Genomic DNA, 17,934 nt, shown 5'->3' on the forward strand with positions numbered 1-17,934 from the left:
GGCCATGCGACAGGCGCAGTGTGCCGGCATCGTTCCGCAGATAAACCAGTCGTTGACGTTGCTGGCTCCGATCGCCGCGGGGTTCTTCGTCGTGTCGGTCGTCGCAATCGACAGCTCGGTAAACGTCGACATTGTGAACTTGGTGCCGTCATATATCGGCGCCTGATTGCCGAGATGCAGCGCGTAATAAAGTGTGGTTTTGCCGCTCTGCGTCGTCGTCATGACGGGCGTTGCGCTTGCCAGCGTCAATCGGCCTTGCGGTGGAGATAGAACACCAAGGTTACCGCGGGAGGTCTGGGCGCTCGTGACATCCGAAAGGTTGTTGGTCGACGTAAGATCGCCCGTGCCTTTCTGAGCAACCAAGCCCCATTTACCCGCTGCCAGATCAGTAGCGAACGTGCCTGATGTGTGAGACACAAGGCACGCGTATGAGGAGCCGCCGTTTGACACGAAACTAGCTGGCGGCCCGGTCACGTACGCCGTTGCTGTCACCCAGCCAGCGATAGGCAACAGAGGCGCAGGCCCTGTAGCGCCATTACTACCGTTTGTGCCAGGGTCTCCCTTTGACGCCAGCAATTGCCAATACGTGGCGTTCGGTGGCGTCTGGTTTGTATGCGCAAGGACGCAGAGGTAAGAAGAGCCACTAAGCGCAACGACATCGCCAATTGCGTAAGCGGTCGCGCCGCTCCACGCTCCCTTTGGAGAGAACCCTTTGTATATCCCCTGAAAGACCCAAGAGCCGCCAGTCTTGAGCCAAAACTTATAAGCTCCCGGCTGAATCGCGTACTGATCGTCTTCACCAAGCGAAGGATCAGGTACAGTTGCAGTTGGCGGAACAATAATCGGCACGCCGTTAGTCTCTAGCGCCGCAATCATCTTAGACACGGAAGCCATAGCATCGCCACCCGCAAAACGCAGGGGCGAACGCTGAACGATTTTGTACGCCGTGCCGGACGTGACGGCCGAATATGGCCACGCGTCAATTGTAAGCGTTGTCGGGTCGACAACATCCATGACAATCATAGTGTGGCCAGCGACAACGATATCATCACCCGGCTTTGCGTTGGCGCCGGACCAGTTAGAGCCGCTTCCGACAATAGATGTTGCTCCGGCACCGATGGCTACGGTGCCGGTTGAGTAGTTGTTAAATTCGGTCATTGATTAGGAATTGGCTTTCTTGTTCGCTTCGCTGATGGGCAGCCACTCGCCGTTGGACTTTCCGCCAGATTTTTCCGGTCGAAGGCTGGTACGCGAAATTGCCACTCGCGTCGGGTGGCGGGGCCGTAATGTCGGCTGGAAGGGATTCAAGTTTGATCAATGGATAGCTTTCAAAAGTCAGGTTAGCGAACGACATCGCCTTCCATCCGTTTAATAATCGATGAGTTGAAGTAAGCCCGCACAGCGGGTAGAAGCGCCGCTCAATCAAAGGAGCGGCAATGGCCAAGAAATCGAAAAAGCGCGTGCGGCGTGAATACACCGCGGCTGACGTCAAGGAGCTTCGCGGCCATTCGCGAGCAAAGACGCCCGTGGCTAAAATCGCAAAAACTATGAAGCGAACGGAAGCGTCCCTGCGCCAAAAGGCGATGGCACTCGGCATGCCGTTGGGACACATGCGCTAGCCCCTAACGTGCGATGCGCGGCCTAGGTTAGAAGACCGCGGCCCGTATTGTGCACCGACGACGGGCGCTGCGAAATGCCTTCAGAATATTAGGTTGTCCACAGGATGGCCCTGTGAATATCCGGGATAAGTTGTACGGATTACGATTGCACGTCGGGAATCATGTTCCACTGATCGTGACGAGTCGGGGAGAACCGCCAGCTTGCGACTGGCGGCCCCGATTTGCCCGCGCAACCCTTCCGGACTGCGGGCCAAAACGCTGATGTTAGCAGCAGCAGCATTACATTCGGTAAGTCCCGAGAGGTCAAGTCCGGTCTTGAACTGACGGAGACCACCTTGGGTTTATATAAAGAAGCGTCTTACCTAAGCGCATCTAGCGATGCGTCATTCGATAAGGACCAGTCGCCCGGAACCGCAGCGCCCCACGCTGGTATTTATCGATGCATGGGATGCCATCGCGAAATCGGAATTGCTACTGGGCATACTCTCCCGCCCCAAGGGCATCACGCGCACACTTCAGCACAGGGTACAATTCGCTGGCGCATGATCGTATGGGCGGATCACAATCCGAAGTAAGCGACCGATAACAACGGAAGTCCGGCTCAGCCGGGCTTCTACGCTCTTGGGGCCCCTAAGTCCCCTGCGCGACGCTTACGGTTGTGCCCAGAGTGGACCAAGCAAAGATAGCATCGGTTGGCGCGTCGAGTTCTCCGTACCAAATTGAACCTCCTTGACCGGCTGATACGCTCGCGCCGTCAAGGCTGATGCCGTCCGTGGCACTGATCGGTGCGGAACCAAACTTAATCGTGCACGGGTTCACCCCGTTGACCACAACACATAGGTGCTTCCTATCGTTGTTTGCGCTCACCAAAGGCGTCGGCGCAGCCGCAGGGATGGTAAGAGAATTTGTTTTGATGGAAATGCCCATTTGAGGCGATGGCCCTGTAAATATGAGTTAGAAATATTTTGCGCTAGCGTCTTCGCTTGACGCTTCATCATCCGGCAGAGACACCTTCGACGAGTCGGACGGTGTCGCTCCAAGCTGAGCAAGACAAAGTCGAAGCAGATTTAAACCGCTCACGCTAACATCCGTACCGGCGATCAATTGCCCTCGAATTTGCGATGCAATTGCGACCAGAGTCCGATGCTGCTTATTGCACCATGGCAGCTCGTCCGAAAACATCCGCCACGCCGCAATCTGGTGCTTGTCAGTCATCCACTTTGGTGGATCACCAAGCGGGCCGTTTGATTTCGGCTCGCGCCGCGATTTGAATCTCTTTGGGTCGTGCAATGTTCGACCCGTGGCTTCAGCCTTAAGTAAGGGCACTCGTCTCCGTGCCATGCAGTTAAATCCTTGAGAAAATAGAAAAAGCAAAAAGTTGGAAATGCGGGAGTGCACGAGTTGGCCCATGTCGGTCCTAATAGGTAGCCAACTGTCATACTTTGGACTCCCACCCTACCCATAGGGATTACCTGCGGCGCGCGCCCCTGTCGGGAGCCCGTTCAAAACCAGACGGGGGAACGCAGCCGCGCAAGCGGAGCTAGTTAAACAGGCTCGCTCTTGCTTGCCTCTGAAGCCGTTCGGTTTCTGCCGTCTGGGATCGATTGGACTCCTCGACGGTAGGCCACCTGACTGGGCGCCTCTGCTCTCGCTCGCCGTACGTGGCGGCAACGCTTGCTTTAAGCTTCCGGACTGTGCGTGCGACCTTGCCAAGCGTACGAGCGGTGTTGAAGAACAACGATCGCGATCCAGCTACGGGCTTCGGTGTTACAGCCTTATCGACGACAAGCGCGAAGGCGTTTTCGCCGGCCGCGCCTTCCTTGCAAAGCGTAATCTCTTTCAGACGCGCCCGCGTAATCACTCGGACTGATTGGCCCGCGATCATCTCACGATGCTCTGCCAAGATATCGGAGCCGTGTGACATGGCCGAACGGCTGTCCACTTCACACATTCGCGCGAGAACATGACCGTTCTTGCATCGCCCAAGGTCGAGACGAAACTGAGCACCTTCGTCATCGATCATCACTTCAACCGCGTCATCCGTGCTACCGACTTCTGTCGATTCTTCGTGATCCACTAAGAACGCTATGCGGAGATTAGATACGCTGCCGAAGCATCCTGGCTTGAGCATTACGATATCATTTCTGTACGGGAACGGCACATTGAACGCCACAAACTGACCGTCTAGCGCAAGGTCATCAACCACGTCGAATACTGCGTTCATGGCGCCGCCACGATCAACCCGAAACGCTTTCGCCTCGCTACGCTCAAGGGAACGCAGATCGGCGGGATCTATAGTAATCATCAGCGGATGGCCTGCGGCATGTCGTTTCGAGAAATGATTCCAGCGTCGACGAAGTCGCGCAAACCGTAATGGTATCCGCCGCATGGATCGCGGGGCGATCCGATGTGTGTGAGAAAGATTCGGTTTAGGCTGGAGACGTTTGTGCCGGTGCTCTCGATTTCGTCGAAATAGCGCTCGTACTCTTGGTTCGCAGCATGCAATTCGAGGAGAGCCTTCGCGAACAACTTCGCCCGCTTTACGACCTCCGGTCTAACGACCTCACATGCGAGCCGCGAGCCAACATCTCGTTCCTTCTGAATCAAGCCGTCCAGTTTGTTGAGCGCTTCATTGATGACGGTCAATTCCTGAAGCAGTGCTTGAAGACGCGGCAAGTCCGGAGCGTCATCTTGAACCAAGGGTTGGCCCAAGATCGCACGCAGTTTATTTTCGGACGCGCTGCCTGTACTGGGCGAGTTTTGGAGGCGCGCTCGGACCACGGCAGCTTCTGCTACCTTAGTCGCCTTTTCCGCGCTGAGGCTGTTTCGCTTGTTTTCGAGTTCCGCGATTAGCGGATGGAGTTCAGTGGGCTTCGGAATTGTCATGACTTGCTCAAATTTGATAGAACGTTGGCGACGACGTACCCGCAGTCGCAGATGAATGCCGCACTATCGTTGGACAGCACGTCGCTGATTGATTTGTCGGGCGGGACGCAGATGACTTTGCTCTTCCCGTCAGGGAGCCCAACAAGCAGCGTCTGGCCCAGAGGATAGAGTTCCCCCACAGGACGGCCGGTGCCACCCTTGTCGCTGAATTCGAAGGCGGCCTTGCCCGCCCTGGACGGAGCGATGCCTAGCCGGGTTAGCTCCGTGGTTAGCGCGATCTGTATGAGGCGCCGGAGTGAGTAGCCGCGGTTTTCGCCGCAACCACGGGACGGAACGTCGCAGGGCTGCAACGTTATGTTAGACTGTCGCAGATACCGTTGCAGCGTTGCCAGCGGCGTGCCGGTTGCCTTTGCAGCAATGCCGGTCGAGTAGGTTTGCATGAATTCCTCGATATGAGTGTGTATCTCGCCTTTCCCTAAGGCCAAAAAGAAGAGCAGCCCGCGGGGTGGCACGGGCTGCTTTGAAGTTGGTCATTTGAGTTAGAGGAAATCTCTTTCCTCTCATTGTTACTATAGCAATCTGACCCCGCGCCCCCCTCAGGGGGTCTTAGGCTGCCATGGCGACGCCGACGGGAGCGTGATTATCGTTGGCATGGGTAGGCTTGGGAGTAAAATGTGACAAACTCGACAGCGTTCCAGCGATAATTTCGTCAACCGACCCCAACTTGAAACGATTTGAGAGGCGCCATTCCGCGGAAGGGATTTGAATCTGCCGTGCGCGGACCTGACTTAGCCAAGCTGAGAAATTACTTTCCTGCCGATTGAGGCGCCTCCTGATAGATTCCGCTAGGCGCAAGCCCTCGATCACACGCGTACGGCCAATGGACGGCGCGATATCTTTCCGCACGTTCTGGGTGCCACCCAGACAGTTCGCCATAGTCGCGTGGTCAGTGGTCGCGCGCTTTACGGGATGCCAAAGCGAGCCTGTTCTCAGCATCAGCATCTTCATAATCTTGATAGCTTCTTGCCGCTGTTTCCGGCCCGGGAATATCGAGCCGCTTTGCTATTGGGTCAGCTTTAAGGATGACTTTGTTGGTGTCGAGAGTAGCTAACTCTTCCGACTCCTTGAAATAGTCCACAAGCGAGAAAAGGTCGTCGTCGGACAATTTGATTGCTAGGCGTTTCTTGTCGCGCTCATCAACTTTGAAGCTTGTGAATCCGAAGCCCTTATTTGTTTCGTCGGCGCAGGCCGCTGGGTCTCTATATTCGGGGCTGAATGCATCGCTCCAACCGTCCGCGCATAGATTCATTGCCTTTACGGCTTCCGCTGGCATCGTGGCCGTACGGATGATTGTGTCTACCCAAATTGCAGTATTCCATAACCGGCTGTTCTCTTCATCATTCCTACCGAGTCGGCCTGCAAGGTATTCCTCCTGCAAATGCCAAGCTCCACGCTTTTCCTCATGAGTCGGTGCGCGTCCCGAAGGAGGGCCGCTATAGCACGGGGGTTTCGTTTGCAGGACTTCGAACGGAGCCCCGTACTCGCTGCGCTCACCGGGCCTATAGAATCCTTCAACCTCGCTGCCTGAACGCCTGTCGGCTAGCAATATCATCGGCGTATCTCTCTTTCTCAAATGACAGTAAGCCCGCGCACCGTTGATCGGCACGTCGAGAAAAAAACAGTATTCGTCCTTCGCCCGCCATTGCGCGCGCTGAGTCTCCTTCAATGCGCGGCGAAGCGCTCGCTCAAGCGAGGCGCTGTCCGACGGTTGGCTTGCTGGTGTCCCCGGGCCGCTAATGGCGGCGAAAATCAGTTATTCAATGTCGACAGCTGCACAGACCATCGCGACGACTTTTTTAGGCCAGTCGCACTTTCTACAATTCGATGGTTGTAGCTAATTTGCCGACAAAAAGCGAGTCTGTTTCCACTTTGAACTCGCAGTATCGAGTTGAATCCCTGCTTGAGCAGGCATCTAGCGCCTCTACACAACGGGCAAATTTGCGAACGCCACATCAGGCGCCGGATCGTAAAGGGCCAAAACGTTTGAAACGTCGCGCTCCGCATTCGTGCCAATCAAGATTCGACGTGGTGTCAACCCGAAGTCCCAGTACTCGCCCAAATCGATGTAGGTCTTCCCAGTGGGTGTCTGACGGCGCCGCTTCACATGGGCGATTCCAGTTAGAAACCGTGGTGTCGCTTGATCAGCCGGGAAGGCAAAGATACGCATTTCACGCTCGTCCTCGAAGCAAGGGTCTTTGTGTCGGGCGCAAAACTCCATCAACTTGCGATGAAGATCGGTTTCACCCCACATGTCTTGGAAAGCCGGTCTGATGGGAAGGTCCGGACGAGCCCTCGCTGCTTGGACCAGCCAAACCTGAGCAAGCTGATAGCACAGAGCTTTGAATTCATCCGTATTGGTGTCAACGCCGTAAGTCACGCGTTTAAGAGAAAGGGCTGCATAGCTACCTTTCTGCAATTCCAGCTCAAGTAAGCGCCGGATGTCCTGCTCCGCAAACTGCAGGCAGTAGCCTTTGTGTTGAGTATAGCGGTCCCACAGGGTCAGCACCCCGCGCCGCTCGTGATCTTCAGTTGAAGAAGTCGCGAAAGAAACGACGTACATCAGACCGCGGTCGCCCGACGACGCTATCAAGTCTCTGAATTGAGCTGTCGATTTTGCAGCGTGACTATCCAAGTCAACTGATGCTGAAATGGACCCGGCAGGCATTTTCTGAATTGTGGCCTTCAAGGCCTCTTTCTGCAAAATTTCCCAAGCATAAAAATACTCGGACGAATCATTGAGCTGAAGGAAACTCGTCGCTCGCAAAGTCTTAGACGTAGCGATGCCTTCGAGACCCTGCCTTGAGGTGTAGTGAGCCAGAAATGGCATAGCGGGTCGCTCCGAGCCCATTAAATAAAGTAACAGAACACGATTCGCGGCCGACGTAACCTAAGTTCCGTCCAAAACCACCGGACATAAGGACAGGTAATAGATACCTGTCCTGTCCTGTCCGGTAGAATGGTCCCGGACAAAAACTCAATGTCCGGACATGTCCGCCAATGTCCGGCTGTCCAGCCAGAACCATTGGCCGGATGAGCCGACCTTGTTGCCTTCGGTAAGCTCAACGAGGGCCCGTCGAAATCGCTTGCTGAGCGTATCTTCGGCGGCCTTCGCCTCTTTCGCCCACGCATCGGCAAGAAACCGACTGCGCCAAGCGTCCCGGGTCACCGCCAAAACGCCCTCTGGAAAGCCGGGCGAGCCCGCTGGCGGGCTTTCGCCGTCCGCCTCGATAGCCGCCTTGAGAGATTCCAGGGCCTTGCCTGCGTTGCCCTTGAGGTTGGAGCCATCATGCTTGGCCGCGTCGACCTGTACGACGAAAGGGGCCGTCGTCACGTTGCCATCCGAGTCGGTGCCGAGTTCTACCGAGTCCAGCCGGAACGATGTCACCGGCCCTTCCTCCCCGTCGTTCGCGCCCGTGCAGGCTAAGGTGAAGACTTTGGACGGCCCAGCGCCAGCCACCGTGACGCCGAACGACACATCAATTGCGCCATCAAGATCAATGGCACCCTTGCCCCTGTCGCCCTCCCAGCCAGAATGGTGGATGGCAGCAACGTGCGCTTCGGTAGCCCGCGTCAGTTCGTCGACGGAGGCAACGTATCGCTGCATATCCTTGGACTGATTTTGATCGCCGGGTCCAAAGGTACGAGTGACGGTATCGAGAATGATCAAGACGCACTTGTGACGGCTCTTTTCCTCCAAACCCTTGATGGTCGCTGCCAACATCTTGGCATCGATCGCACCAGACGTAAGATCAAGCCTCCCGCCGACAACCACGAATGGGATGCCAGAGACGCCATGGGTCTTGCGCCATGCCGCGACGCGGCGTTCCGTTAGCTTTTTGCGTTCAGCCGCGAAAAACACAACCAGCCCTTGCTTGACCTTACGGCCATGCCACTCCCGGCCGGCTGCGATGTGGCATCCAATGTCCCCGACCAGCACGCTTTTGCCGGTGCCGGGCTTGGCGACGAACAAACTAAACTCTCCAGCGCCAAGCACGCCTTTCAGTATTTCTTCCTTCTCTGTCGATTGGTCCACGTCGTCGAACCACGTGGTTTGGAATCTCTCTTTCAGGTCTGCTTTTGCCGCATCAGGTAGCTGCAGCGTCTTCGCTTTGTTGTCGTTCGCCGCCTTAGCGTAGGCATCGATTTCGGCTTTCGCCGCCTCGACTTCGGCGGTTAAGCGCGGATGGATGTCGGCTAGATTCACCACGGGTGCCGCCCTTCCATATCCGCTGCGACACGCCGGCCGTGCCATCTAATCTCTCGTTTATAATATGCCTCTATGGCGCGTGGGGTATCATCGATCTCAAACCGCGCCAACTCGGCTTCGTCGGAGCCAAATCCCCAATCCCATGCCTCTAACGCTGTTTCGATCTTGTTGCATTTAATGATGCCAGCAGCGGCAAGTTCTTTGAGGGCTTTCCGGCTTATCGGCGCGATGTGACAAGCGCCGGTACAGCCAGCTTCAAGCCAATCTATCGGATGCGCGTGAAGCCGAACTACTGGCACGGCTAGGTTTTCACGACCAAGCCATGATGCGCGGCACGTCACGGAAGCGAAATGCATTTGGTCGCTAATAACCAGCAGGTCAACGAATTTGCCATCTTCGAAAATAGGAACGGCTAGCTCGTGCGGGTGCTTTGGACCTATGTGGCTGGAGCCATAGATGACAAACTTGTACCGGCCAATTTCGGGAGTCCACACCACGCCATACTGAATGACCGCGGCTTGCGGCGGAGGCGATGTGTCGACGCCATGTTCAGTTAACCACGTGACTGCCATAGCCTTGTCAGCGCCCCGTTCCTGAAATTCGCACTCAACTTCTTCCGCTGTTGGCAGCGTGTCGTCAAAGGTCGATTCCATCTACGCAGCAACGCTCTTTGACACCGAGAGATTCTGTATTAGCGCCTTAATAAAGCAGTCCAAGTCGCCGTTGCGATTATGAAAGCCCACCTGACGGGCCGTTTGGTTGAGGCCGTCCCTCCAACCTTCTGACGCCCAATTGAAATGGGGCTGCAGTGCGGCCCATTGCTCGTCCGTCAGGTTGACGGCATTAGCGGCGAGTTGATCAAGCAGCGTCACCGCTTGGGCGTTCCGAGGGTCATCGGGCCAGCGAACCGTCAATGACTTCCGCCATGCCGATGTACTGCGCGCGATGTTGCGAATGGAATCTATGCAATCGTTCTTTGTATTGAGTAGTGTCATTATCGTTCTCTGTATTGAAAAGAGAAAGCACCGCCGCTAAACGCGACGGCGCATTATGGTTGTCAGTTCTGAATGTCGGCAGCGAGCATGCCGAAGTACGTGTCAAAGTCAGGCGCTGCCTTCTGACCAGCAATGATGTCTGCGTTCAGATGCATCACGGCTAGCTGCAGTTTGGGGCTTAACGGGTCAAAGAAGGGTGCGATCTGCGCCCAATGCCCATCGGAGACATTGTCTTCCGCCGACCGCACGATCTGATCTAAGCGGCCCGCTGTGGCTCTGTCGGTTGGATTGGCAGCCAGCAGCTTTGCGGAGGCCGCAGCGAGTGTGGACTTAAGGTAGGTAATGAAATCGATTTTGCTGGACATAGTTTCCTTGTTGGTTGTGCGCACAAAAAAAACCGGCGTGCGCAGCCGGGATACGCGAAACAGTTTTGGAAGACGCCGATCAACGTGCGTTGCAGATTATCGGCACCGACGGTAGGGTAGCTGACAATTGGGAATCAGGAGCCGACGCTTGCCCTTCGATCCGGAAAAAAAGCAATTCTCAATGGCTATGCCAGAGAACATGCAAGAGTCTTCGTTGCTCATCACAGCGATGGGCCAATCGATTATGACACTTCTCGATAAGTTGGCAGAGACCCACGGAGACAGGCCGGGACCATGGTTAGACGAAATTGAAAAGACCCTCATCCGCGATGCAAAAGGCACGGTAACTGAGGATATTCATGTTGTAACCGAGGCGCGCGGTATGGGGCTTGGGGTTGAAGCTATCACTGCTCTTATCCAAAGATTGCGGCGGAAGCTGAATACGGAATAGCTGTTGCGCCAACCAATCAATAACCAATACTACGGCGCAACCAAACGCGAACAAACATCGTCATTCGTCGTCGGATTCATCAGCGTTTTCAATATCCTTCGGGCTCCCCTTCCCGCTCATAACGGTCTGGTTGCAGGTTCGAGTCCTGCCGGGCCCACCATACTGGTGATCATCATCATCATGTGCGGACACTTTGATAACGACTCGATTTCCGCTTTAAGAACGACTCGATTTCGTTTTGAGAACGACTCGATCTCACAGAGCTGGCCCCGCAAATTTGAACAGGAGGATAAGTGGAGTTTCTGCCTGACGGCGGCGATAATCGCCGCGAACAGGAGAGACCATGAGCAGACGACCGCGCCGGAACCACACGCCGGCTTTCAAGGCCAAGGTGGCACTCGCTGCCGTGAAGGGCGACCGAACGATAGCTCAACTGGCTGAGCAATTTGACGTCCATCCCAATCAGATTATGGCGTGGAAGGCGCAGCTCGAGGGAGGAGCTTCCGAGGTTTTCGGATCTGGAAGTGTGACGGCCGCCGTGCCGGCTGTGGACGTAAAGTCGCTGCACGCCAAGATCGGCGAGCTGACGCTGGAGAACGATTCCTAAGAAACGGCAGCACCAGCTTTCGGCTCCACGGGCTGGAGAACAAACCCGAATGCCTTGGCACGCCGATGCAGATTGTTGACGACTCGCGTGCGGTAGCGCGTCTCGTAGGATGAGGCCCCCGGATCGACATACTCCATTCCGTGTCGCACCGCGTTGTAGAACAGGACTGCGATCTTGCGGGCCGTGGCGGTCACCGCCTTGGCCTTGCCGATGCGGGACGAGAGGCGCCTGTAAAAGGCGCCGAGCGCGGTGTCAGTGCGTCCGACGGTGACGGCAGCGAGGCGCAGAAGAGCCGCGGCCCGACCGCCGGATCGGCGCGTTCGTGACGAGAGCACTTTGCCGCCGGAGATCTTATTGCTCGGAGCCAACCCCAGCCAGGAGGTAAAATGCTTTGCACTTGGCCATGAGGTAAGGTCGTCGCCGCATTCCGCGATCAACTTCAGCGAAAGGTAAGGGCCGAGGCCGTCGATCATAGTGATGTCCTTTCCGAGCAACACGAACAGCGCCGCCCGGACGTCGAAAGCCAGAGCGTTCGCCTGATCGGTTCTGTTCCGACGCCGCGAGACTGGCGGTGCTGATCCATGATCACGACCCCTGTGGGTGCTGAGTTCCTTCAACACAGCTTCGATCCGGACATCGCAGGCAGATGCCTTCTCGCGATAGGCGTCGTAAAGGGCGAGTGCCTGATCGAGCGCAAACAGATGCTCGGCACGGTAGCTACCGGTGAGTGCCTTCGCGATCGTCTCGGCGCTGGAGTGGCAGCTGTAATAGCGTAAGCACGCCAGCGCCTCAGGGTCGCGCTCCCCGGCAAGGATCGCGCGAATGATGCCCAGGCCGGTCGCACCGGTGATGTCGGCCACAACGTGGTGGAGTTGAAGATTCATCTCAGTCAATGCTTTCTGCATATGCTGGATGTGTGAAGCCGCGTACTCCAGCAGACGCTCCCGCTGACGCACGTAGGCTCGCAGTTCGGCAATCTGCCCTTTGGGTCGAAAGCTGGCTCGCAGCAACCCGAACGAATGGAGCCGCTGCAGCCACTGCGCGTCGCTGACATCGGTCTTGCGCCCCGGCACGTGCTTGGCATCGCGCGCGTTGACAAGAAACACAGTGAACCCCCGTGCATCGAGAAGCTCGAAAATCCGGATCCAGTAGACACTGGTCGATTCCATGACGACGGTCTCGACGCCGCATTCTGTAAACCAGTCGACCAGCCGATGCAGATCAGCCGTGAAGGTACCAAAGCTCCGTACTGGCTCAGGTGCGCGATCTGCCCTGACTGGCAGCCATGGGCATGGTCGCGCCAATGTCGATGGCAGCCGCGTTCGGGTGCACCATGGGCATCGTGCCGTCGGCCCTGGATTTCGATTTGTTGCGGTTCATCTCCAATCCTCCTGCTGACACGGCGGAAGGGCTGGGCTGCGCAATTTATTCGGATTCCTAAACGGGATCGCCGGGACGGCGTCACCACTCTCACGTACGCAACAGCCCATGGACCAGGTTTTTTAGCGGGGTCACATGCCACCAAAATCATATCGGCCGCTCCCTTCCGGCCGCAGTCTAGCGGCAATGCGTTTCTATCCCACAGGGAGCGAGCAGCGCTGAGACCAGTTTTTTAGAAGGTGCGCTCACCAAGGCGGGATTGCTGAGCGCAAAGCGATGATCGACCGCGAGCACGATTTGTCGATCACGAAGCAAGCGGAAGTCTTGCAGATCAGCCGTGGCAGCGTCTATTACCTGCCGCGCCCGGTGTCGGACGCCGATCTCGCGGTCATGCGGCGTCTCGATCGGCTGCATCTGGAGTTTCCCTTCGCCGGTTCGCGAATGTTGAGAGGCCTGCTGGCTGCCGAGGGGTGCAAGATCGGCCGCCGGCATGTCAAAACGCTGATGCGGCGGATGGGGATAGAGGCGCTCTATCGCCGTCCGCGCACGACGAAGCCGGAACCCGGCCACAAGATCCATCCGTATCTGCTGCGCGGCATGGAGATCACACGGCCGAACCAGGTCTGGGCGATGGACATCACTTACATCCCGATGGCGCGCGGCTTCGTGTATCTCGCTGTCGTGCTCGATTGGGCTACCCGACGAGTATTGTCATGGCGGTTATCGATCACGATGGAAGCGGCCTTCTGCGTCGAGACCCTGGAGGATGCCTTGGCGCTGCACGGCCGGCCTGACGTCTTCAACACCGACCAGGGTTCACAGTTCACCGGTGCGGACTTCACCGCCGTGCTCGCCGGCAACGGCATCGCCATCAGCATGGACGGCAAAGGGGCTTGGCGGGACAACGTGTTCGTCGAGCGGCTGTGGCGCAGCGTCAAGTACGAGGAGGTGTATCTGCGGGCCTACGAGACCGTCAGCGAGGCGCGCGACTCGATCGGCAGATATCTCGACTTCTACAATCGCCGCCGTCCCCACTCGAGCCTTGACGGCAGCACACCTGATCAAGCCTACTTCATCCCACTGCCAATCCGCTTGGCAGCCTAACCCGGCAGAGGCTCCACTTATCAACGAGGAGATTCTGTTCAGACAACCGGGACCAGCTCACACATCCCGCTGAAGCCGCTCACGAATTCCGCCTCGATTTTTTCGCCGCTTTTTGACCGCCGAAAAGCCGAGGGGGGTCTTTTCTCACGTTAACGGAGCGGATGAGCTTGCGCCGGCGCAGCGAGGCCGTTCGCTGGAAGCCCTACACAGACCGTTTCCGGGTCGGTCGGCGAGGTGCCGGATTCTTCGTTGGCGGGCTGCTGCCTCGGTCACGTTTGAGCCCCCTCTTGGTTGCTACTGCCGGCGAGATCCGGTTGCCTGGAACCTTCACGACGAGCACGCCGCGACGAATACCGTCGTCGAGGAAGTCGCCCACGGCCGCCTTGAGCAAGGCGCTGATGTGCTGGCCGACGCTTTGGTGCCTTGTCAAATCCAGCGCCATCAGCATTCCCAAGGGGACGTTCGTGTTCTGGTACGCCGCCGTCTGCTCTCCGTAATTCTCCATCAGAACATCGAAGGAGCAATCGTCTGTCTCCCGCTTGATCTCGGTGATGATCCGGACGCGCCCCAGATCATGAAAGACATCCGCGCGCCCCGCAGCTACCCCTCTTACTTCGTCGTGCGTGCCCAGATTCGAGGCACGAAGGAATCGCAAATAGTCCTGCTGCAACTCCTTCTCGAGCGGCATGCTACCGTCCGGATTCTCGAACAGGTAAGCACCCGTGGGATCCTGGGCCGCCGTTGCATCGAGCCGGAATTCGAGAAAGAGCAACGTTTTTAGGGCAAGCGCCAGGAAGTCCGCTCTGACCTCCTCATACTGAGCGAACGCCCCCACTGCCGCGAAATCGGCCATCAAGGCTTCGAGAGGCATTCCATGATCGCATGAGAGATTTTACTGCTCTCGATCTCGTGGATTCTGGCGACCGCGATGGACGCCGCGTCGAACGCACCGAGTTCCTTAGCCCTTGCTTGCAGTGCGGCGAGCAGCGGGCTTCCGCTCGTCGCATCAAGAGGGTTTGGCGGCTGTCGTCCTGCGATGTAGTTGTCGACCAGACCTATCAACTCTGCGGCCGCTGCCGCCTTGTCGGACGTTGAGTTCTCGGACAGCCACCGACGCAATGCCAAGGCCTGGGCGTGATTATGTAACAGGCTCGATTCTATTCGCGGAGCGACGATCGCCTCGACTCCCCCCGCCTGCTGGCCTCCTAGGATCGTCCGACTCCCCGATACGGGGCGCGGCAGCGGCGATCTTTTCAAGTGCTTCGGCGGCACGCCCCAGGCGGGCGTCTTCAGAAAGCGCCAGCAGGTCGGTCAAACTCATTGTTTGGTCGGATTGTTTGGTCATCAGCGGTTCTCTCTAAGTGGGGCGGGTTTGCGAGTGTGAACGCGGAGCTGCCCGGATAGGCCCGCGCGAGTGCGGGTTTTGTGCGCTGCACGATAGTAATTGCCCGCAGGTGTGAGTAATCTTCAGCGTCTGCCAAAGAGACGGCTTCAAGTGCCGCGCACAATCAGTTCCCAAGGATGGAAAGGCCGCTCCTCGGGGCGGCCTTTCTGTCAGCACAGGAGGAAAATCAAATGCATCCGAAAGCGCCCGCTTGCCCTGACACCGAAAGGTCGCGTTCGAGAGCCATTTGGTTGCGTCAACTCGCAGAAGGTGCCGGAGACTCGGAATTCGCGCATAGACTCGAAATTTTGACGGACGAGTATGACGAGCTTGCGAGGTCACTCGGATTTGAAGACAGCGAAGTTGATTAGGACAGGTGTTCAGCGCAGCGCTCCTAGCCGTGGCATGGGCCTTCTACGCTCGCAGCGCAGCGCTCACCGCTGCCGCCCTCGCAATCGCAACCTTGTTTGTTGGTACACCTGTTGAAATTCATGACGCATCGGTAAATGCAGTTGCAGTCTATATTGACCTGTCCGCAGTGTGATCACCGCTCGGCTGAGACAATGCCAACTGACGCCTGCCAATTCTTCTATGACTGCCAGGGCTGCGGCATCCGATTGAAGCCTAAGCAGGGCGATTGCTGCGTGTTCTGCTCTTTCGGTTCAGTTCCTTGTCCGCCAGTTCAGAAGAACGGGAAAGGCGCCTGCTGTAACTGAGCCCTTGTTGCGACCGCGCGGCCTAGTGGAGCGTCGCGCGAACGCCGCGCAGACCCGGGACCGGGTAGACCCGCGCGGCGCATGCCCCATCTGGAAGAACAAGGGCCGCGCGCCCGCACACGCGCCCCTTACCTATGGGTGAAATCGTCCCCGTAAGATTGCGATTTGTTGCGCGGCCTGTTTTCCACGTCCTCTGTCGCTTCCGCCTGACGGCCTGAACGGCTGATAGCCAAGCAGTCGGTCGGTCAGTGCGTATCTCTATATACGCACTAACCGACCAACCGACCTGCGAGGGTCGGTTAGTTAGGGCGGTCGGTCTGAGATCAGCTAAGTAATTGTGAAGTCGGTTAGTCCGGTCGGTCGCTCTTCAGACCGACCGACCACACGTAAAGCGACGGACTGCAAAATCGGACCAACCGACCAGCTAATTTATTGTTCTTGCGATTAATTATGACGCTGCCGCCTCCGAGGTCGGTTTGTCCCGAAATCAGACCAACCGACCAAGCGGGCCGCTATCGCATACGACAAAGGGCGGCCCACATGGACCGCCCCCCATGTGACACCGCACGACCTCCGCCTGCGCTTCTTTGCACCGATGAAGGAATTCACTCACGAATTCATCGCGCGCCTGAGCCAGCTCGACTATGCGCGTGCGATGGCCTTTATCGCGTTCGACGAGGCGACCGGCGAGATGGTGGGCGTGGTCCGCCTCCATTCGGACTCGATCTACGAGAGCGGCGAATACGCGATCCTGCTGCGGTCCGACCTCAAGGGCAGAGGGCTTGGATGGGCTCTGATGGAATTGATCATCGACTACGCCAGAGCGGAAGGGCTGAAGGCCATATCGGGCGACGTGCTGAAGGAGACCACCGTGATGGTCGAGATGTGCCGGCAACTCGGCTTCGAGGTCAGGCCGGATCCGACCGAGCCTGACATCTGCGACGTCCGGCTCAAGCTATGAGCGCGCTCGCGCGCTTTAGGAGCCCGCTTCGGCGGACGTTGCGGCGGACTTCTCCGCCGTCATTCGCAAGTTCTTGGCGACGATCGCGACCAGCGGCACGAGCACCGGCACGAGCATGCTGAGCGGATGCTGAACCGCGCCTGACACTTGAGCCTGAAGCGCGCGCGCCTCAAGCTGAGGGGCTTTCGATGGATGCGCCGTGATTTTCATTGGCAAGCTCAATGTCGCGGCCGGACGGGGCGCACCCGGCGATGACGAAGAGGACCGCCGCGAAACGCTCGATGGCGTGCGTCACGTCTCCGGGTTGATCCATCGCAAGGAAGCGGCGCAGACTTCGCCATATTCTGCGGTTTAGAAAACAAATTGGGATTGGATCAATGTTGGAAGACGTCTTCGCTTTTGCAGATGAGGCATTGCCCGGCACAAAGGTAATGCCGCCATACTCCGAGGCCCAATTTCTGGCCGAACTCGGAAACCGTGTGCGCAGCGCGCGTATGCATTGCGAAATGTCGCGCCGGGAACTTGCTCGCAAGTCCGGCATCTCCGAGCGGTATATTGCACAGATCGAGGGCGGCAAAGGCAATGTCTCCATCGTCCTGTTACTCCGACTTGCCTCGGCGATTCACCACACCCAACCGAAGGCGCGGCGGAATGGAGCTTAAGAGAGACGTGTCGACGGCACCAGTTCCGACTGTTCGAAATTCGCCCAGGTCTCAAGAAAACATCGGTTGTCCCACCTTTCGTTTTCGACTCAGCTCAACGTCGCCATGCCCCCCTCGTCGCAAAATCGGGCCATGAACTGGATTGCAGACTTTTGGTCGCGACTTCCAAGTCCGCTAGGGTGGCGGGAAATTGCGACGGCGCCGTTTGATCGCGAGATCGAGCTGGCCGTCATCAGCGATCACGTCGCCCCGCTGAAGCGAGCGTGCCTGCGCCACGGTAACGGCTGGCTTGATGCCGAAACACTGAGACCCGTAACCGTGACCGCGACGCATTGGCGCTACCGGATGCCAACCACGCTGCCGATGAGCTGCTGCTGATGAAAGAACCGCTGTTTATCAAACGAATAGCCATCGTCTGGTTTGCGGGATCCCGATTCGGTTCTCGGCGTAAGCGCCCGAACTGGACGCTGCTGATATTATTCACCGCGATCATGTTCGCGTTGCTGCTGCTGGCGCGCTGACCGCGGCCCACGGCGC

Annotated in this window: 20 protein-coding genes and 4 pseudogenes; 10 read left to right on the forward strand and 14 right to left on the reverse strand. The window is 57.5% G+C overall.

Features of this window, described 5'->3' with window-relative positions; translation table 11 throughout:
- The first annotated feature begins 4 nt into the window (after nt 1-4).
- Both ACVWYI_RS37765 and ACVWYI_RS37770 read left to right on the forward strand, forming a co-directional pair.
- Nucleotides 5-166, forward strand: coding sequence for a hypothetical protein (locus ACVWYI_RS37765; protein ID WP_456664691.1), 162 nt, complete (start codon nt 5-7; stop codon nt 164-166).
- 1,270 nt (nt 167-1,436) lie between these two features.
- Complete coding sequence (locus tag ACVWYI_RS37770) at nt 1,437-1,619, forward strand: hypothetical protein (RefSeq protein WP_456664692.1); 183 nt, start codon at nt 1,437-1,439, stop codon at nt 1,617-1,619.
- 954 nt (nt 1,620-2,573) lie between these two features.
- On the opposite strand, the gene ACVWYI_RS37775 is transcribed toward ACVWYI_RS37770, so the two are convergent.
- The 10 genes from ACVWYI_RS37775 to ACVWYI_RS37820 all read right to left on the reverse strand — a co-directional run bounded on the left by ACVWYI_RS37775 (nt 2,574) and on the right by ACVWYI_RS37820 (nt 10,132).
- The gene (locus ACVWYI_RS37775) at nt 2,574-3,029 is read right to left on the reverse strand and encodes a hypothetical protein (RefSeq protein WP_456664693.1); all 456 of its coding nucleotides are present in this window, start codon (nt 3,027-3,029) and stop codon (nt 2,574-2,576) included.
- 130 nt (nt 3,030-3,159) lie between these two features.
- The gene (locus ACVWYI_RS37780) at nt 3,160-3,843 is read right to left on the reverse strand and encodes an HK97 family phage prohead protease (RefSeq protein ID WP_456664694.1); all 684 of its coding nucleotides are present in this window, start codon (nt 3,841-3,843) and stop codon (nt 3,160-3,162) included.
- An 80-nt stretch (nt 3,844-3,923) separates the two neighbouring features.
- Nucleotides 3,924-4,505, reverse strand: coding sequence for a hypothetical protein (locus ACVWYI_RS37785; RefSeq protein ID WP_456664695.1), 582 nt, complete (start codon nt 4,503-4,505; stop codon nt 3,924-3,926).
- The gene (locus ACVWYI_RS37790) at nt 4,502-4,945 is read right to left on the reverse strand and encodes a hypothetical protein (protein ID WP_456664696.1); all 444 of its coding nucleotides are present in this window, start codon (nt 4,943-4,945) and stop codon (nt 4,502-4,504) included. Before ACVWYI_RS37790 ends, ACVWYI_RS37785 begins: the two co-directional genes overlap by 4 nt.
- A 506-nt stretch (nt 4,946-5,451) precedes the next feature.
- Entirely contained in the window at nt 5,452-6,231 is a 780-nt protein-coding gene (locus ACVWYI_RS37795) for a hypothetical protein (protein ID WP_456664697.1), read from the reverse strand.
- Nucleotides 6,232-6,486: 255 nt separating this feature from the next.
- A complete protein-coding gene (locus tag ACVWYI_RS37800) occupies nt 6,487-7,392 on the reverse strand; it encodes a DUF2971 domain-containing protein (protein ID WP_456664698.1) in 906 nt (301 codons plus the stop codon).
- A gap of 147 nt (nt 7,393-7,539) precedes the next feature.
- Nucleotides 7,540-8,772, reverse strand: coding sequence for an AAA family ATPase (locus ACVWYI_RS37805; RefSeq protein WP_456664699.1), 1,233 nt, complete (start codon nt 8,770-8,772; stop codon nt 7,540-7,542).
- Nucleotides 8,766-9,425 (reverse strand): hypothetical protein, encoded by a 660-nt coding sequence (locus tag ACVWYI_RS37810; protein ID WP_456664700.1) that lies wholly within the window; start codon nt 9,423-9,425, stop codon nt 8,766-8,768. Before ACVWYI_RS37810 ends, ACVWYI_RS37805 begins: the two co-directional genes overlap by 7 nt.
- On the reverse strand, nt 9,426-9,767 hold the full coding sequence (locus ACVWYI_RS37815) for a hypothetical protein (RefSeq protein WP_456664701.1): 342 nt from the start codon (nt 9,765-9,767) through the stop codon (nt 9,426-9,428). It lies immediately after the preceding gene.
- Between the two features lie 62 nt (nt 9,768-9,829).
- Nucleotides 9,830-10,132, reverse strand: a complete 303-nt coding sequence (locus tag ACVWYI_RS37820; RefSeq protein WP_456664702.1) for a hypothetical protein — start codon at nt 10,130-10,132, stop codon at nt 9,830-9,832.
- Nucleotides 10,133-10,280: 148 nt separating this feature from the next.
- Here ACVWYI_RS37820 and ACVWYI_RS37825 point away from each other — a divergent pair, with 148 nt between their 5' ends.
- Both ACVWYI_RS37825 and ACVWYI_RS37830 read left to right on the forward strand, forming a co-directional pair.
- Entirely contained in the window at nt 10,281-10,583 is a 303-nt protein-coding gene (locus tag ACVWYI_RS37825) for a hypothetical protein (protein ID WP_456664703.1), read from the forward strand.
- A gap of 343 nt (nt 10,584-10,926) precedes the next feature.
- A pseudogene (locus tag ACVWYI_RS37830) lies at nt 10,927-11,184 on the forward strand (transposase); the annotation flags it as partial.
- 2 nt (nt 11,185-11,186) lie between these two features.
- Here the strand turns inward: ACVWYI_RS37830 and ACVWYI_RS37835 are convergent.
- Nucleotides 11,187-12,570 (reverse strand): annotated as a pseudogene (locus ACVWYI_RS37835) (IS110 family RNA-guided transposase).
- Between the two features lie 222 nt (nt 12,571-12,792).
- Here ACVWYI_RS37835 and ACVWYI_RS37840 point away from each other — a divergent pair.
- Nucleotides 12,793-13,674 (forward strand): annotated as a pseudogene (locus ACVWYI_RS37840) (IS3 family transposase); the annotation flags it as partial.
- Nucleotides 13,675-13,876: 202 nt separating this feature from the next.
- Here the strand turns inward: ACVWYI_RS37840 and ACVWYI_RS37845 are convergent.
- Nucleotides 13,877-14,545 carry a hypothetical protein gene (locus tag ACVWYI_RS37845; RefSeq protein ID WP_456664704.1) on the reverse strand — a complete coding sequence of 223 codons (669 nt, stop codon included), beginning with the start codon at nt 14,543-14,545 and terminating at the stop codon, nt 13,877-13,879.
- Nucleotides 14,527-14,946: a hypothetical protein gene (locus ACVWYI_RS37850; protein ID WP_456664705.1), complete on the reverse strand. Its 420-nt coding sequence runs from the start codon at nt 14,944-14,946 to the stop codon at nt 14,527-14,529. The genes ACVWYI_RS37845 and ACVWYI_RS37850 overlap by 19 nt, the downstream gene beginning before the upstream one ends.
- Nucleotides 14,947-15,564: 618 nt before the next feature.
- On the opposite strand from ACVWYI_RS37850, the gene ACVWYI_RS37855 reads away from it, so the two are divergent.
- Together ACVWYI_RS37855 and ACVWYI_RS37860 are read left to right on the forward strand one after the other, a co-directional pair.
- Nucleotides 15,565-15,774: a GDCCVxC domain-containing (seleno)protein gene (locus tag ACVWYI_RS37855; protein WP_354052021.1), complete on the forward strand. Its 210-nt coding sequence runs from the start codon at nt 15,565-15,567 to the stop codon at nt 15,772-15,774.
- A gap of 553 nt (nt 15,775-16,327) precedes the next feature.
- Nucleotides 16,328-16,735, forward strand: a pseudogene (locus tag ACVWYI_RS37860) (N-acetyltransferase family protein); the annotation flags it as partial.
- 15 nt (nt 16,736-16,750) lie between these two features.
- On the opposite strand, the gene ACVWYI_RS37865 reads toward ACVWYI_RS37860, so the two are convergent.
- The gene (locus ACVWYI_RS37865; RefSeq protein ID WP_456664706.1) at nt 16,751-16,945 is read right to left on the reverse strand and encodes a hypothetical protein; all 195 of its coding nucleotides are present in this window, start codon (nt 16,943-16,945) and stop codon (nt 16,751-16,753) included.
- On the opposite strand from ACVWYI_RS37865, the gene ACVWYI_RS37870 reads away from it, so the two are divergent.
- The 3 genes from ACVWYI_RS37870 (at nt 16,935) to ACVWYI_RS37880 (ending at nt 17,918) form a co-directional block, all read left to right on the forward strand.
- Nucleotides 16,935-17,090, forward strand: coding sequence for a hypothetical protein (locus ACVWYI_RS37870; RefSeq protein WP_456664707.1), 156 nt, complete (start codon nt 16,935-16,937; stop codon nt 17,088-17,090). The two genes, ACVWYI_RS37865 and ACVWYI_RS37870, sit on opposite strands and share 11 nt — an antisense overlap.
- 22 nt (nt 17,091-17,112) lie before the next feature.
- Nucleotides 17,113-17,397: a helix-turn-helix domain-containing protein gene (locus ACVWYI_RS37875; protein ID WP_354052024.1), complete on the forward strand. Its 285-nt coding sequence runs from the start codon at nt 17,113-17,115 to the stop codon at nt 17,395-17,397.
- A 332-nt stretch (nt 17,398-17,729) separates the two neighbouring features.
- Nucleotides 17,730-17,918 carry a hypothetical protein gene (locus ACVWYI_RS37880; RefSeq protein ID WP_354052025.1) on the forward strand — a complete coding sequence of 63 codons (189 nt, stop codon included), beginning with the start codon at nt 17,730-17,732 and terminating at the stop codon, nt 17,916-17,918.
- Nucleotides 17,919-17,934: the final 16 nt, after the last annotated feature.

It is taken from the genome of Bradyrhizobium sp. LB13.1, assembly GCF_054056815.1.

Excerpts from the sequence above, each read along its gene's own strand:
- ACVWYI_RS37765 (WP_456664691.1), top strand. The coding sequence starts at position 5 with ATGCGACAGGCGCAGTGTGCCGGCATCGTTCCGCAGATAAACCAGTCG.
- ACVWYI_RS37770 (WP_456664692.1), top strand. The coding sequence starts at position 1,437 with ATGGCCAAGAAATCGAAAAAGCGCGTGCGGCGTGAATACACCGCGGCT.
- ACVWYI_RS37785 (WP_456664695.1), bottom strand. The coding sequence starts at position 4,505 with ATGACAATTCCGAAGCCCACTGAACTCCATCCGCTAATCGCGGAACTC.
- ACVWYI_RS37865 (WP_456664706.1), bottom strand. The coding sequence starts at position 16,945 with ATGAAAATCACGGCGCATCCATCGAAAGCCCCTCAGCTTGAGGCGCGC.
- ACVWYI_RS37790 (WP_456664696.1), bottom strand. The coding sequence starts at position 4,945 with ATGCAAACCTACTCGACCGGCATTGCTGCAAAGGCAACCGGCACGCCG.
- ACVWYI_RS37845 (WP_456664704.1), bottom strand. The coding sequence starts at position 14,545 with ATGCCTCTCGAAGCCTTGATGGCCGATTTCGCGGCAGTGGGGGCGTTC.
- ACVWYI_RS37815 (WP_456664701.1), bottom strand. The coding sequence starts at position 9,767 with ATGACACTACTCAATACAAAGAACGATTGCATAGATTCCATTCGCAAC.
- ACVWYI_RS37820 (WP_456664702.1), bottom strand. The coding sequence starts at position 10,132 with ATGTCCAGCAAAATCGATTTCATTACCTACCTTAAGTCCACACTCGCT.
- ACVWYI_RS37875 (WP_354052024.1), top strand. The coding sequence starts at position 17,113 with ATGTTGGAAGACGTCTTCGCTTTTGCAGATGAGGCATTGCCCGGCACA.
- ACVWYI_RS37775 (WP_456664693.1), bottom strand. The coding sequence starts at position 3,029 with ATGGGCCAACTCGTGCACTCCCGCATTTCCAACTTTTTGCTTTTTCTA.
- ACVWYI_RS37810 (WP_456664700.1), bottom strand. The coding sequence starts at position 9,425 with ATGGAATCGACCTTTGACGACACGCTGCCAACAGCGGAAGAAGTTGAG.
- ACVWYI_RS37780 (WP_456664694.1), bottom strand. The coding sequence starts at position 3,843 with ATGAACGCAGTATTCGACGTGGTTGATGACCTTGCGCTAGACGGTCAG.
- ACVWYI_RS37855 (WP_354052021.1), top strand. The coding sequence starts at position 15,565 with ATGCAGTTGCAGTCTATATTGACCTGTCCGCAGTGTGATCACCGCTCG.
- ACVWYI_RS37800 (WP_456664698.1), bottom strand. The coding sequence starts at position 7,392 with ATGCCATTTCTGGCTCACTACACCTCAAGGCAGGGTCTCGAAGGCATC.